Raw genomic sequence first — 14524 nt, 5'->3', positions numbered from 1 at the left:
CTCTAGTGGAAATGGTGGATCCTTCAGAAAGTAAAGAATTTTCACATTCAGCTAGCCTGAAATGATTTGATCACAGAATGTTATCTGACTTTTAGTTTGTTCGTGCTTTCGATTGCTTTGTAGACCCATTCACCAACAAAGTTTAGCAGCGAAAGTGATTTGCAACTTATTAATTGAGTTCCATAGTCAGTCGATTCACCATGAAGAATTTCGTGTCTTGAAACTCCCATCGGGTTTGCAACTGAAAAGTGCTTACTAAATCCTCCTTTATGTTTTAATGGTTCGAGCATAACATCATAAGTGGAGTCTAATTCAGATTCAGCAATCCATCTATATGTTCGAGGTTTATGTTCTTTATCTCCAGTCTTGAAACTTTCGAAAAAACCTACTTTTGTTAGTTCTTTACAAATACCATCAGACTGGGCAAGGAAAACTGGTATCGACAAATTGTACTCTTTTTTTTTATGTGCTATAAAGGCAGATTCAAGTACTTCTTTCCTTAATGGAAATCGTTCTATAATTAATTCCTTTACATCATTAAGATATTTGTCGTAATAACCAATCATCAATTTGTCAACCTCCTTGATATTGTTAGCATTAAGTTCGTTCGATAGATTACTTACTTGTCTAACTGAAAACGTCATTGGAATAAACCATCCGTATTCTGCCAATTGTTTTGTCGTATCTGTTAATAAGTTTGAAGGATCAAACAATGTATTGGATAACTTAAATCTTGCAAATAATTCACGGTTGTGATTGCGAAATTTTTCAAAAACAGGTTTGTACTGTTCAGTTATCTCCTTCAGTTGTTTCTTTAGATTATTTAAATTATTGGGAGATTCTTTATCCATCTATGGTAGGTAACGCCGCTGTATCATTTGTGGCGCTTGATTTAGTTTAAGTTTCGGCTACAAGATAGCCAAATCTCTGATTTGGTCTATCCCTTTTTCAATTCTATAGAGCTAATCTGAGATATGGCGGGGCTTCCAGAAAGCAAAGAAGCTTGAGTTACAACTGAACCGCCATGAATTGATTACAGAATGTTGTATGCCGTTTTAGTTGGATATTATGTTAGAGAATACGAGTTCTGAGAGAGCAGTGTCTTTATACTTGGTTCCTTCGTAAACCTCCATGATTTTAAAGTTTAGAACATCATTATGTGTTATTTCAAACTCAGCATTAGGGAATTTTCTTGGCTCTTTAAATAACTTGCGCAAATCTATACTTTGGTATTGCCAGGTATCTACTAATTCAATCAAACAAACGGGAGTGTCGTTCAAGGTAAGCATGAGTGTCTTGATTCTTGAATTTTCGTTCCAAACTTTTTCGGACTTGCAGTAACCATTGAATAATTCAATAACACCTGCAAAATTGTAAACCTTAGCGTATCCAGCATCGGAGGAATAATCCATTTTGAAAGAAATAGTTTCGCCAATTCCATAACCGCGCTTTCCTTCGATCCATGCTGTTCTGAGGTCTAAGTCATGAGTATTGCTAATATTATAAGTGTTAGCCCCTTGATCTTTCAAAGTACTTGATGCACTTGGGATGCCAATTTTTCCAGAATGATATCCCCAAAGTTCTCCGTTCTGTGCATGGTCTAAATTCTTTGCAAAGTTCAGGCTAGCGACTGCCTTAATAACTTCAAGTTCACCAGATTGAGCGAATCCAAGTAATGGGCAAAACAGTAAAGTTAGTAATATCTTCATTGAAAGTATTTATGGCATCTAACAAGTGGCTAACATAATGTGTGTTATCCACTATATATTTTCCCAAATCTAACAGAATTGAATGAAATGAAAATACTATCTAAAGAATCGCCTTAGGCAATATCTTCCTTGTCCAAGTCTTGACACGCTTAGATCTGCTCACCTCCTTGTCAGGGTTGAAGGTGAGCGTGGTTTCCCAGGCGTTTTCTGGTTGGTACTCGGCTTCCATACCTTCGAGCACACCACTGGCGATGATTTCATCCTTCATCACTACGATACATTCTGTATTGAGATTGGCACTTCTTGGGTCTAGGTTGAAAGTGCCTATTACTGTGGTTTTGCCATCGACTACCATCGACTTGGCATGTAGACCAAAAATAGGAGTGAAGTCCATTTTCTTTTGTAGCGCCCCAGACATGAGTTGCTTTCTAATCGCTGCATCTGGTTTGCATTCAAAGATTCGAAGGCCAGTTTTCAGCAATTCTTCTCTGTCTGTTTGATAGCTACTAAATGCTTCCACGTTGTCTGTGGAGGCTAAGCTGTTGGTGAGAATTCTTATTTTCACCCCTCTTTCTACTGCTGACTTGAACAATCCTTTGCCCAAATCTGTGGTAATCAAATAAGGGGTTTGGATGTCGATGGAATATTGGGCACTTTGAATCAATTCAATTAATGCTTTTGTAGAGATACCCCCACCAGCCAATCCTTGTTTCCCATCATTTTTACCTGGATCATCGGATATAAACTCAATGCTGTCCAACCAAACTATTTGATTGCTGTCATATAGGTGTTTGAGCATGGTGGGAAAAGCTTTTACACTTGCTCTCACCTTTGGCCAATAGTTTTCAGGATTGCAGGCATATTGATGGAGCAATTCATAACTGACAGTGGTATCGATAGTTTGGTCACTTAAAGACTCGCAGTCTACGCTGAGTTCATTATTCCAGAAGGTATCGAATGAAGCACCAACCTTCTTGGATTCTTTCCCAAGCATTAGGACATCGCGATCTCTGAAGTTGTAATCGTGATCGTAGTCGAAATACTCATCAGCAATATTTCTTCCGCCAGTGATGACTATTTGATCGTCAACAATGAAGGTTTTGTTGTGCATGCGTTGATTGGCCGACCTGAAATCGGTGGCGAGTTTGGTCACTTTATTGAGAATGGATTTACCTAAATTAGTTCCTGGATTGTATACTTTGATATTGATGTTTTCATGGGCATCTATTCTTAGAATGTCATCCAATTCTGCATTCACCATGATGTCATCGATAAGGATTCTTACTTTCACGCCGCGATCCGCAGCTCGGACGAGATAGTCACATCCGATCAAACCTATATTATCGGTAGAGAAAATAAAGTATTGAATATCGATCGAGCGTACGGCATGGGAGGTGAACCATGCTCTAGCCGCGAGGGAAGTGCCGCCATCTTCGAGCACATAGACACCTGTTTGATCTTTCATCAAATCCAGCATGGGATTTAGCACCTCACTCATTTTAATTGTATCGGCTTGTTGGTTTTTGGCGCAATAGTCAGTTGAGGAGGATGAAAGCAATTCCACTTTTTTACCACATGACGATAGCAAAAGGGCGATTGTGAAAATAGAGTAGGCTAAGGCTGTATTGAATAGGAGGATAGATCGCATAATGTTGAATAAATTGTAAAAAGCGAGAACCGAAACAAGATAATCAGATTTCAATTTTGCATTGATTTTCTAGCTAGTTTTCTCCAAAAGCAATTGTGAAGTTGATAAATAATGGGAGCTGGCTACGTGCAAATGGGATAGGTATTTGAAAAGGATATATATATTCGCAGCATGCAGTTTATTTATAGCCACCCTTATATTTCAGGATTCATTACGCTTATGTTGCTCAATTTTATCATTAAAGAAATTACTAAATCAAAAAGCTCTCCTATCGGGTGGATGCTTGCCAGTATCGTATCATTGATTGGACAAGCTTGTAGTCCGTTCTCAGGAGCGGTTGATGCCGAAGTTTCTGATAATTATTACTACGGAAAATCTGGCGAGCAGATCCGCTACAGTCCAATGGGTAATTGGTTTGAGTTGGGTAATACGAAAGTGGAGGCAGATGCTGCATCATTTACGCCAGTGGCCAGAGAGTTTGCTAAGGACAAGGATCACATTTTCTTCAAAGAACATATCATTGACGAGGAAGTGGACTATAGCTCGTTCAGCGTGGTGGAAAGGTTGGTGTTTGATAAAGATCACGTGTATGTCCCTGTAGATTTCATGGCCTATTCCATTAGGGATACCCTGGATGCTTCAAAAAAGATGTATGTGATTGAAGGTGCTGATCCCGAAACCTACTCAGAAACCGAAGATTGGGTTTGGGGCAAAGATGACAAGAACTGGTTTTATGGGTATAAAAAAATAGCCGTGGACTACGAAAGTTTTTCACCCATCAATGAAAAATTCTGCAAGGATAATTATCAGGTTTATCTCAGAAAATCCTTCGAACTGGTGCCCTGCGAGATAGATCCTCAAAGATTCAAAACACTCAATGAAAGATACGTGACGGATGCGAAATTCATCTATGATTTTGTACCATGGAGCGATGGGGAAGAAGTGAACCAACTCAATAAGTTTAGCTACGAATCATTTGAGAGCATTGACTTTTTGCATGAGGACTATCTACTATTCGATAATCAAGTGATCTATGATGGAGCCTTGATTGAAGGTGCAGATCGAGAATCATTTGAAGTATTTGAGGGTGATGCTCATGCTTATGCCAAAGATGCGCATCAGCTGTTTTGTAATGGTCGAACAATTGATAGCGCAGATAGGGCAACATTTGAGCTCTATGACAATATTCAATATGCCAGAGATAAAAATTACGTTTATTACTGGGGTGTAAGAATGGAAGGTGTGGATCTTGCTACGTTTGGTCCTATAGATGATGATGGCTGGATCTATGGAGACAAGAACCATACTTATGTGGGTGATGAAATACGTGAAGACTCATGATCCTATGTCGCTACTTATTTGGAATGTCAGCAATTTGTCGATTGTATTTTAGTCGAGCGATTTGGTCATAGCGAGATGCTACGAGTAGTGGACATATAGAATTGCATCCTTATTTATTACATTCTTTTAATAAGATTGTCAAGAGTCGAAGTAATCCATTCTTGTTCTGCATCATTAGCATCTTCAAAAAAGTACTCTGTCTTTACTCCCGATATTATTGCTGGCATTTCTAGACCTGTTCCAAAAGAACGTTGAGCTTTTAACATGTATTGAAAATTGTTGAACATAGAAAATGCATTCATCTTCATGTTTTTCATTCTAATTGCTTGAATCTCATCTAAGGGAATTGCGATTGACTTCGGTCTTATGGGCCTCTGTTTATCAAGAGTTAACGACGATCTGTTAATTTTCAAAGTCTGGGATTCAGAAAAGGAGTTTATTAATCCTGATAACATACCAAAACCAACTAGCCAAAATGGTATAGAAAATAATGCAAATATTATGCTTCCTTGAGATGCCCCCCATGTCCAAAAAGTTATGAAACCTAGCCAGAAGCAAGTAAACGCTAGTTGAGGAATTGCTGATGCTGAAAATCCTTTTTTAGGATAGTGCATTTCAATTGAATCATTTAAGCTTTTTTTTATTTCAATTTTCGATCCTTTTGGAGGGTTTTTCAAACTCTCTTTTGAATTGGAATTAGTAAGATCACTCGCCTTCATTATTGAATTACAGAGATCGCATTTGGCCAAATTCGCTGAAATATTTATATTCTCAACCTTAATTGGTGCATCACAATTAGTACATATTAATTCCATTATTCAAATTATGTTATGATAAACATCTGGATATAAACCACTAGTCTATCATATATCCAGTATAATATGAGCTAATCTAACCTATTCAAATAAAAAAGAAAACTGGAGGCTAAATCTTAAACCATTTCCAAATCCCGCTTCGACTTTCTTTAAAGGAAGGAGTTGAACATGTTTCGTTTGGCAAAACGGTATTGTTTTTCTGCGTTTGCGAATTTGATGTACAGATTTCTATTTACCCAAAATAATCGTACGTCGTACCATCCGTAAATAAAACGAAACTGGCGAAATAAACCCGAAAAACCTACCGTCATGTCGAAGCACCGCGAGACATCCCAAGCGGATCATCTGCGGGCGAAAAAAATGGATGGCTATTATTTGGCATTGGTAGTTTGTTGGTCACGCCAAAGGCATCCCTTCGGGACAAGACCAACAAAGGTGGGAGTGAGCTCCATTAGCTTCAAATAGTATGACAAGTTAAGAATTGTAAATCCTGACCTGTCAGACTAAGTTTAAAAATTCCATCCTAAGTAAATCTGTGGCTCAAAAAGAAAGTAATTTCTCCATTTATCGTCCAACTCCTTAAATCCTTCAGGAGCATTGTTATCAAACATCCAGTACATACAATTGATCTGTGGCTCTATGAAAAAATGCTTTTTCTTACCAAATGCGATATGGTAACCCAAGTGATACGACGTATAAAGTTTAAAATCATTTCCAATTTTATTTCCGTCTAGATCCATATAGGTTTGCAATTGAGGTAGCACTTCAACAGTTGCAAATAGTCCTTTCCATAGCATACGTTGGTACGTTATGCCTATTCCTGTTTCTCGGACATGCCCTGGGTAGAATTCACTTTCTGACTCTATTTTATCTAAAAGACCATCCCACCATGTGATTCCCATGGGTTGAAACAATCTCCAAGAGGCTAATTTCAACCCTATGATGTTCTTATTATCCAGGTTACGTTTTATATGAAGCTCTAAGTGTTGTGTACTGGTTCGATCGTTCCAGGAATCCACGATAAGTCCTTCAGGAACAAAATAAGGCATACTTACCCTCCACTTATAATCCACTTCAGTTTTATTATCCACCAGTGAATCAGTTTGAGCAAAAGCACTAAGCGTGCAAGAAAATAAGAGAATTGTAAAAAGATTTTTCATGACAATAGTATTTAAAAGTTACTTCCTGCTTTAATCAGAAAGTGTAGAGAATCGTTTTTGTTTAAGCTAAAATCTGTACCCTATTCTCAAGTGCATATTTAATTCCATCTCACCTTTGTCCTCAGCATAACCAGCGCGTTTAGCAAAGGTGTAACTGTATCCTACACCAATACCGGCTTCATAATTAAAATGATCCCCTATATTTCTTCTAATTCCCCAAGTAGGTATAATGGAGAAATCACTTACCACCGGAGCATCGTCAGTATTGAAAAGAGCCAATTCTGGATGATAACTAGTTTTTAAAGCAATAAAATTGCCGCTATTTCCATCAATTCTTTTTGAATTCTCTGAGCGTTTTTTGAGGTTATAATAGAATCTTGGCTCAACAACTATAACAGGTGTGAGGATAATCGGAGAATCATAATCATCATAATAAGTAGTTTCCCAAATACCAAAATCAAAGCCAATCTCTGTTCTTAGTGCTATGGTATTTGACAGTTTTGCTTCATTATATGCCCAGATTCCTAAAACTCCAGTTTGTAGCCCGAATGTTGATTTTTCAACACTTGTGTTTTGAGATTTGGCGATCAAAGTTAGTCCGCACAAAGTCAAGGTTAATAATGAATTTTTCATGTATATTTTTAGAATTTCAATTTTTACAAAGACCTTCCGCTTATTATTAGTCCGTTTAGGATAAGGAAAGAAAGCATCATCCAATGGTCATCTACTCCAGATCGGATTGATTATGCAAAGGTGCAGTCGAAAGGAAGGTGAATCGTACTGAATTATAATTGTGTACCTAATAGTGAGATTTGGTACTTTTTATACAGACTTAAGTTTGACTAGTTCTCACCCAGGCTTTGGGTGTCATCCCTTCGACTTTTTTAAAGAAGGCATTAAAAACCGTTTTAGAATTAAAACCGCTTTCATAAGCTAGCGCTAAAAGGGTAAGGTGGCTATTGGCAGGATTTAAAGCATCTTTTTTAAAACGCTCCAACCGAAAACCATTGATGTATTCATTGAAGTTTTGCCCAATTCGTTCATTCAGCAACCAGGAAAGTTTGTTGCTGCTAATATTCATGTTTTTAGCTAGTTCGCGTAAGGATAACGAAGGATTTTGAAACCACTTTTCTTCCTTCATTCCTTTTTCTATAATGTCTAATGCTATATCAATTTCAGCAGCTGATAGTAAAGCTTTAGTCGGGGTGATTTGTATTTGTATTTCGGGATTAGGTGGCAATAGTTCTACTCGGAAAGCAGCTTGTACCAAATCCTGAAATCGCTGATACTGGTGTAAAGGTTGAAGCAGCGGAATATTCATGAAATTGATGATTTGACCGGTACGCATTTTGATCTTTTCCTCCAAAAAGTCCAATGCCATTTCGTGTTTACCCATATGCACCATCAAGAATAATGGCCAGGGAAATCGTGCTGATCCAATATCCTCTTTTATCATTAAGCTCACTCTGCTGATATCAATATCGATTTTTTCTTCTGCATTGACCAGCTTATACAATACTCTGCATTCTTCTGGTCTCTCGGCTAAAGGGGTTTGTCTTAAGAAGTCATTTAGTTTTTCGTAATCTTTCGTAAGAATTAAGCAGATTTGTTTTAATGCGATAGAATGTGTGAAATCAGGATTGATGCTTAAGGAGATCTCTATACAATCCAGAGCTTCGGTGTAGTCCTCGTTTAAATAATGAATATTTGCTTTGGTAAAATAATGATTCGTAGCAAAAGGATTGATTTTTAAAATATTATCAGTATGCCAGAGTGCTTTTTCGAAATAACCTACTGCTGTATACAATTCGCATAATCCTTCTTCTGCTTCCGTATAGGATGGATTAAGTTCTATTGCTTTTTGAAAATATTTATGCCCATTGATAAAATCCCAATGACTCCAAAAAGACAAAGTCGCTTTACTAAAAAACCCTACAAAGGATTGTTTGTCCAGGTTAAACCCTTTGCTGAGTTTCTCTTTTGTCATCTGCAATAAACCTTTATTATTTCTCCATGATATGGACATGGCATAACAATACGCCAAACCAAAGTAAGGCAAAGCAAATGAGGGGTCTTTTGCTATGCTTTGTTCATAGAGTTCTGTTGCTTTTGCGATTCCTGGTCCATCCCACATTAAATGCTGATAGCGACCTTTAAGATAAAGGTTGTAGGCCTCCATATTTTGTGTAGGCGCTTCAATTAAATGTTCCTGAATATTGAGGTGACCAAAATTTTCCCGGATCTGGTCAGCAATGAGTAAACTTATTTCATCTTGTACTGCAAATATGTCTTCCAAATTCCGATCGAAATTCTTTGACCAGAAGTGAGTGCCGTCATTAGTACTGATTAACTGCGCTGTAATGCGAACCCTGTTGTTGACTTTCCGGACGCTCCCCTCCAAAACAGTACTTACACCCAACTGATCACCAATGGCTCGCACATCTATATTTTTATTCTTAAATGCAAAAGACGATGTACGAGCAATGACTTTCAGGCCTTTTACCGTGGTAAGCGCGTTGATTATTTCTTCAGTAATGCCATCGCTAAAGTATTCGTTTTCAGCGTCGGCACTCATATTAACGAAAGGGAGCACCACAATGGACTTATTAGATGATGATATGGGAATATGGCTGCTCATTTTCTACTAAACCTTATTAGGGCTTCTATGAAATCATATTGATCACTTCAAATTAGGCTTTTCCTTTCTCGTGGTAACGAACATACGAATAAAGTGCATAATGCATTTTATTCGCCTTATCAGTTTTTATAGGTTATTATTGGGAATGCTGTGCTTAAGTTTAGAGATACCCGCTGCATAGGCATGGACTTAGGACAAGAATAGCTAAATATAGGGATGGAAACAACACAGTTGTGCTATTCCAAAAAGAAAAAATTGAGAGGTGGCTGCTTAAGCCGTCTCCAAATCCCGCTTCGACTTTCTATAAAGAAACGAGTTGAAGATATTTCTTTTGGCGAAGCGGTATTGTTTTTCAGCATTTACAAACTTGAGGTACAAGTTTCTATTTACCCCAAAATACTCATAAGTAGAACCGTCAGTAAATGATACTTCCAGTAGCAACCCTTTGTGTTTGAAATCGGCAATACCTGATTCGGTAGTGGTTTTCGTATAGTCTTGCAAGTTGGCAGCTTTGGTCTCTGGTGCGATACTCACTAAGAAGTGATACGCATCGATGATTTCCTGACTCTTGATTTCAGCCTGAGATTTTTTATCCTCGTCCTGAAACTTGTCTGGGTGCCACTCTTTTACCAAGTTTCTATAAGTAGACTTCAACTGTTTCAAATCAGTATCTGCTTCTACATTAAATAGTGTTTTGTATGCTTTGACGCGCTTCATAGAGGGTGCTTTTATTTGAAGGCGCAAAGTTAGGGATTAATTTGAGTAAAAGTACTGTACAGTATGAAATCGATTTTTATCCATTACGCTAATGAGAGAAGGTAATAACCTCACTAGCCGTATACCCAATGCGATGCGCAATCACCTGAAGTTGATGTCCTTCTGGAATTGTGATAGGCTCAGTATAAATTGACCAACTCATTTGATTTGGAACGTTAGCTTCACTTATCCGCTTATAGCCTATAGAAGCGCCTTCCGTATCACAGGTGATGATAACTAAAGAATCGGTTTTATGAATGACTGGATTGATGGTTTGAGGTTGGGTACCATTGGGTTTGAATTGAGCAATTAATTCTGTTTCTGGAATAATGCCTGTGTCGTTAATGTCGGTAATCCATTTGCCGCAAGCTTTTCTGAGTTCGTTTAGTTTATGTTCGTATTTGACGTTTTCGGCTAGGTTGTTTAATTCATGTGGGTCGTTTTCTAGATCGAAAAGCTCTTCAGTTGGTTTAGTGAGCCTAAACCACAAGGCTTGTTCTGGGGTTAATTCATCTGATTCCCGAAGTCTTTTTAGTTCTCGCATGATTGGCATTTGATTGCGATAGGCAATATCTGCGTACATGGGAAGCTCAGGCATCAGATAGCGAACGTATTTGAATCGTTGGTCACGAACTGAGCGAATGCGGTCGGTGTATTCATCGAATCGATCTGATGCTGCGTAGAGATATTTAGGTTCTTGTTGTCGAGTATAATTGGCCAAGAAGGCTTGTCCCTGTATATAGTCTGGCGGTTCAATCCCTGCAATAGAAAGCATGGTTGGAGCCAAGTCAACAAAGCTGATCAATCGATCGTCGCGCTGCCCGGCAAATTGCTGCTTAGGAAATCGAATGATTGCCGGCACTTCTAGTCCCGATTCATATAGCAGTCTCTTTTGTCTGGGCAAAGGCCCTCCATGATCGGTATACCAGATGACTATCGTTTTATCCAATAGACCATCTTCTTCTAATTGACTTAGGATATCACCCACTTGATTATCCATTTCAATGATGTTGGAATACATTCTTCTGATGTCTGATTTGGCGACTTCAGCATCTGGTAAGTAGGGAGGGATGGGTACTTCCAAATCATCAGAAATCAAAAGGGAGTCATTCGATTTATCCCAAATTTTGGACTCATGTGTCACCATAAGGTTGAAAACTGAAAAGAAAGGCGCATTTGCTGGGCGGTTTCTCCAATGCCCTTGTTTGCTGCATTCGTCCCATGCAGTAGGGGTTTTAATGAATTGATAATCTTCTTTGCTGTTGTTGGTGCAATAGTATCCGGCGGCACGAAGATATTCGGTAAACATTTTGACCTCAGCTGGCGGAACAGCTTCATAGGCCTCAAGTCCTTCAGGTTGTAATTGATTGTACTTTTTTATTGATTCCTCAGAGGCTTGGCCTGCATACCATGGGCCTGTTCGCATATGGCTGGCACCGATGCTGTTGGCATACATACCTGTGATGATAGAAGCTCTGGCAGGAGCACATACAGGATGTGGAGAGTAGAATTTATCGTAGCATACACCTTCTTTGGCCAATCGGTCGAGGTTGGGTGTAACTACTGTGCTGTCACCAAAGGCTGATATAAATGGACTCAAATCTTCAGCAACAATCCAGAGGATATTGGGGCGATCGCTTATGGTTGGGTTTGGAAATGTGTCTTTTGGCTGTTCTTTGACCCTTGTCTTTTGAATAGATTCGCAATTAGCTAAAGTTGCTAGGAGAAATATCAAAGAATAATAGAAATGCCTTGTCATAATAATCTTTTCCGAAAATTAAGTATTAGGTATTAATTCTAGATTGAAAATATTCCCAACTTGGGAGGTCTAATGTTCGGGATTATCGTTTACTTTTCAAACAGCTGAATCCTATTGTTGTCTGGATCTAGAATGATTACCATACGTTTGTTTGTTAATTCATCTGTAACTACACCACCATTGAATGGTACTTTTTGTTCTTCTAAATATTCAATCCATTTATCAAAATCATCTACTTGAAATCCAAATTTGAAAAGGCCTTGAATTTTGGTTTTAGCATTGTAGTTTGGGATGACTTCTTGAGGATTTATAGCTGAGCTAAGTTCTATCAATTCTAAACTGGCTGATCCTCTAGTCATATTGGCTTGCTTGAAGCCCATTTCTGGAAATTGTTTGTTGTTCACTACGTCAAATCCTAATACTTGTTGATACCAGACTAAAGAAGAGTCCATATTGCTGACAATGATAGCCGTAAAATATGGGGTTAAATCCTTAGGTGAACTAGTTTGAGCATGGCTTGAAAAAGTGAGAAGGAGCGTGAAGAATATGGGTAGGATGTGTTTCACTATTAAGAACCTAATATCATGTTGGGAATGGTCACCGTAAATTTAGTGCCTTGCCCAAAGGTCGATTCTACTTCGATATGACCTTTTAGTTTATCCAAAGTCTCTTGAACAATATATAGACCCAACCCAGATCCCTTGGCTTCTGGCGATGCTCTATAAAACATATCAAAAATATGATCCAGGTATTGCTCGTCGATGCCCACACCATTGTCTTCTATTTCTACTTTCAGCTCAGTTGCGGTAATTTCTGCTTCGATATTTACAAAACTATCTTCAATATCAGGTTTTTGATATTTAATGGCATTTGAGATCAAGTTGTTGAAAATAATGGATAGTCTTCGGTCATCACTAAATAGTTTGGCATGGTCGTCAATATTGATCAATTTCAGAAGTGTAGAACAGCCCGGCATATAATTTAGGTGCTTAAAACTATCGTCGATAAGTGACGTAAAGTCTACTTGAGCGCAATTGACTTCTAATCTTGTATTTCTCGAATAGTCGATGATATCACTGATGAATCGGTCAAGTTTGACTGTACTGTCTCTGAGCAATTTGAGATAGCCTTTGATATCGTATTGGGTATTTTCACTTTCGATTATATTCAATAACCCCAAAATAGAAAGGAGGGGAGCACGCAGATCATGAGAGGTACTGTATACAAAACGATCCATCTCTTCATTCAATTTTTTGAGTTCTACATTCGAATCCATCAATTCGTCCGAACTCAAATCCATAACCCTTTCTACTAGTTTTTGATCTCTTTCAAAATTGTCATAAAACCTACTGATACTGTTGAAAAGTGGATTTAGTTCTTCTGGAATACCACTGCCATTCGAGTATTTTTTTATCTGTCGATTCAATATTTTATTATACTCTGGCTTCATACAATCTCTTTAAATGTAGTGATAGTCATGGTGTGATTATGAAGTGCACTTTTTTGTCTGGGTCCCTGAGGAGCAATTTCACCATACGAATAAAAGCCTGTCATAGGAATATCTGAACCAAAAATGTCTGTTACACTATCGATTTCTTCGTTAATCCAATCTTGTAATACAAACTGACGACCTACACAGCTAATACAGATAGCTAAATCTGGATTTTCAATTTCATAGGGTTGTAAGCTGGATTCGGCTGCTTCTCCTGCAGCATCTATCAAAGAGTTCACATTCGACCGCATCATTCTTACTTTCGCTCCTTCAGGCATGTCTCCTGCAAATAATGCGCCTCCATTTTTAGGGTCGTAATCTAAAAATGCCCTAAGCAATCGTTCTTGACCATTTTCAGTTTTAATTCCTAATGGATAGATTCTAATAGCCTCGACAATGTTATCAAAGAGCCCTTCAAGGTATTTTTTATAGAAATCCAGAATAGGTTCATCATTAAGTTCGAAGAGTATATTGTTGGTCGATTTAGTAATAAATCTTTCAGGCCCGAATGGCGTCCAGCCAGCTTTCGAAGCATGACCAATTTTAAGATGTTCTCCATAAAAGCCAATGCCAATAACTTTCCCATCTGTGCCTATATTGTTTAGTCCAGTATAGGTAGATGAAAATGGGGTGTAAGCGCCCGCTAGCCCTCCTGTAATGGGTACTGCTTCTGATAAGTTGAATTGAAGGCCCGTAAGTAAGTGTGAGCCGTTGATTTGATTTCCATTAGAAAAAATCATCAGATTGGACAACTCGTCTTTATCTATATGAGCTGATATGTGTGCTCCGACATCAAAACTATCTTTAACGTCGTCTAAATTAATTTCTAAAGTTTTTATTTTGGTTTTTTCGAAGTGTAGCGCTGTCACATTTAAGGTGTTTTGAGCTACTTTTCCTGCCATGATTTCGCTAGAAGCAGAACTCACTACTATCTCAGCCTTTGAGTAAATAGATCGTATTTCATCGAATAGTTTTTGGTCTTGAACCAAATCTGTAGACCCAAAAACAAATACCAGCTGTGCTTTTGCTCCCAATTTGTGATCGGAAAGGATCTCCCAACCACTACCATTACTCCATTTTCGTTGCTCTACGTGCATTCAATAACCTTTTTCTTCAAGTAAGAAACTATAGATAGCTAGCTGGAAAGGCAGTTGTAATTCTAAATATATCACAAGTTATTTAAACAAACGAGGATTGATTCGAATA

The 14524-nt window shown here is 38.2% G+C and carries 13 protein-coding genes; 1 reads left to right on the top strand and 12 read right to left on the bottom strand.

Annotation, left to right across the window (positions count from 1 at the left end):
- Positions 1 to 80: 80 nt before the first annotated feature.
- The 3 genes from ABJH98_RS09250 to ABJH98_RS09240 form a co-directional block, all read right to left on the bottom strand.
- Entirely contained in the window at positions 81 to 851 is a 771-nt protein-coding gene (locus ABJH98_RS09250; RefSeq protein WP_348307382.1) for a hypothetical protein, read from the bottom strand.
- A 204-nt stretch (positions 852 to 1055) separates the two neighbouring features.
- Positions 1056 to 1709 (bottom strand): hypothetical protein, encoded by a 654-nt coding sequence (locus tag ABJH98_RS09245; protein ID WP_348307381.1) that lies wholly within the window; start codon positions 1707 to 1709, stop codon positions 1056 to 1058.
- 100 nt (positions 1710 to 1809) lie between these two features.
- Positions 1810 to 3357 carry a phospholipase D family protein gene (locus ABJH98_RS09240; RefSeq protein ID WP_348307380.1) on the bottom strand — a complete coding sequence of 516 codons (1548 nt, stop codon included), beginning with the start codon at positions 3355 to 3357 and terminating at the stop codon, positions 1810 to 1812.
- Positions 3358 to 3528: 171 nt separating this feature from the next.
- On the opposite strand from ABJH98_RS09240, the gene ABJH98_RS09235 reads away from it, so the two are divergent.
- Positions 3529 to 4698: a DKNYY domain-containing protein gene (locus tag ABJH98_RS09235; RefSeq protein WP_348307379.1), complete on the top strand. Its 1170-nt coding sequence runs from the start codon at positions 3529 to 3531 to the stop codon at positions 4696 to 4698.
- 116 nt (positions 4699 to 4814) lie between these two features.
- Here the strand turns inward: ABJH98_RS09235 and ABJH98_RS09230 are convergent, their stop codons facing one another.
- The 9 genes from ABJH98_RS09230 to ABJH98_RS09190 form a co-directional block, all read right to left on the bottom strand.
- Positions 4815 to 5513, bottom strand: a complete 699-nt coding sequence (locus ABJH98_RS09230) for a hypothetical protein (protein ID WP_348307378.1) — start codon at positions 5511 to 5513, stop codon at positions 4815 to 4817.
- Positions 5514 to 6022: 509 nt separating this feature from the next.
- Positions 6023 to 6673 (bottom strand): hypothetical protein, encoded by a 651-nt coding sequence (locus ABJH98_RS09225; protein ID WP_348307377.1) that lies wholly within the window; start codon positions 6671 to 6673, stop codon positions 6023 to 6025.
- 66 nt (positions 6674 to 6739) lie between these two features.
- Positions 6740 to 7306: a hypothetical protein gene (locus ABJH98_RS09220; RefSeq protein ID WP_348307376.1), complete on the bottom strand. Its 567-nt coding sequence runs from the start codon at positions 7304 to 7306 to the stop codon at positions 6740 to 6742.
- Between the two features lie 199 nt (positions 7307 to 7505).
- The gene (locus ABJH98_RS09215; protein WP_348307375.1) at positions 7506 to 9311 is read right to left on the bottom strand and encodes a helix-turn-helix domain-containing protein; all 1806 of its coding nucleotides are present in this window, start codon (positions 9309 to 9311) and stop codon (positions 7506 to 7508) included.
- Positions 9312 to 9581: 270 nt separating this feature from the next.
- Positions 9582 to 10028: a KTSC domain-containing protein gene (locus ABJH98_RS09210; protein ID WP_348307374.1), complete on the bottom strand. Its 447-nt coding sequence runs from the start codon at positions 10026 to 10028 to the stop codon at positions 9582 to 9584.
- An 88-nt stretch (positions 10029 to 10116) separates the two neighbouring features.
- The gene (locus ABJH98_RS09205; RefSeq protein WP_348307373.1) at positions 10117 to 11826 is read right to left on the bottom strand and encodes a sulfatase-like hydrolase/transferase; all 1710 of its coding nucleotides are present in this window, start codon (positions 11824 to 11826) and stop codon (positions 10117 to 10119) included.
- 89 nt (positions 11827 to 11915) lie between these two features.
- Entirely contained in the window at positions 11916 to 12392 is a 477-nt protein-coding gene (locus ABJH98_RS09200; protein WP_348307372.1) for a VOC family protein, read from the bottom strand.
- 2 nt (positions 12393 to 12394) lie between these two features.
- Complete coding sequence (locus ABJH98_RS09195) at positions 12395 to 13276, bottom strand: HAMP domain-containing sensor histidine kinase (protein ID WP_348307371.1); 882 nt, start codon at positions 13274 to 13276, stop codon at positions 12395 to 12397.
- Complete coding sequence (locus tag ABJH98_RS09190; RefSeq protein ID WP_348307370.1) at positions 13273 to 14415, bottom strand: FIST N-terminal domain-containing protein; 1143 nt, start codon at positions 14413 to 14415, stop codon at positions 13273 to 13275. The genes ABJH98_RS09195 and ABJH98_RS09190 overlap by 4 nt, the downstream gene beginning before the upstream one ends.
- Positions 14416 to 14524: the final 109 nt, after the last annotated feature.

The organism is Reichenbachiella sp., assembly GCF_039969095.1.
Lineage (GTDB): Bacteria > Bacteroidota > Bacteroidia > Cytophagales > Cyclobacteriaceae > Reichenbachiella.
The sequence above is the reverse complement of the archived record's forward strand: the minus strand, read 5'-3'. Positions and strand labels throughout refer to the sequence as shown.

Excerpts from the sequence above, each read along its gene's own strand:
- ABJH98_RS09225 (WP_348307377.1), bottom strand. The coding sequence starts at position 6,673 with ATGAAAAATCTTTTTACAATTCTCTTATTTTCTTGCACGCTTAGTGCT.
- ABJH98_RS09240 (WP_348307380.1), bottom strand. The coding sequence starts at position 3,357 with ATGCGATCTATCCTCCTATTCAATACAGCCTTAGCCTACTCTATTTTC.
- ABJH98_RS09245 (WP_348307381.1), bottom strand. The coding sequence starts at position 1,709 with ATGAAGATATTACTAACTTTACTGTTTTGCCCATTACTTGGATTCGCT.
- ABJH98_RS09250 (WP_348307382.1), bottom strand. The coding sequence starts at position 851 with ATGGATAAAGAATCTCCCAATAATTTAAATAATCTAAAGAAACAACTG.
- ABJH98_RS09190 (WP_348307370.1), bottom strand. The coding sequence starts at position 14,415 with ATGCACGTAGAGCAACGAAAATGGAGTAATGGTAGTGGTTGGGAGATC.
- ABJH98_RS09215 (WP_348307375.1), bottom strand. The coding sequence starts at position 9,311 with ATGAGCAGCCATATTCCCATATCATCATCTAATAAGTCCATTGTGGTG.
- ABJH98_RS09235 (WP_348307379.1), top strand. The coding sequence starts at position 3,529 with ATGCAGTTTATTTATAGCCACCCTTATATTTCAGGATTCATTACGCTT.
- ABJH98_RS09205 (WP_348307373.1), bottom strand. The coding sequence starts at position 11,826 with ATGACAAGGCATTTCTATTATTCTTTGATATTTCTCCTAGCAACTTTA.
- ABJH98_RS09195 (WP_348307371.1), bottom strand. The coding sequence starts at position 13,276 with ATGAAGCCAGAGTATAATAAAATATTGAATCGACAGATAAAAAAATAC.
- ABJH98_RS09220 (WP_348307376.1), bottom strand. The coding sequence starts at position 7,306 with ATGAAAAATTCATTATTAACCTTGACTTTGTGCGGACTAACTTTGATC.
- ABJH98_RS09210 (WP_348307374.1), bottom strand. The coding sequence starts at position 10,028 with ATGAAGCGCGTCAAAGCATACAAAACACTATTTAATGTAGAAGCAGAT.
- ABJH98_RS09230 (WP_348307378.1), bottom strand. The coding sequence starts at position 5,513 with ATGGAATTAATATGTACTAATTGTGATGCACCAATTAAGGTTGAGAAT.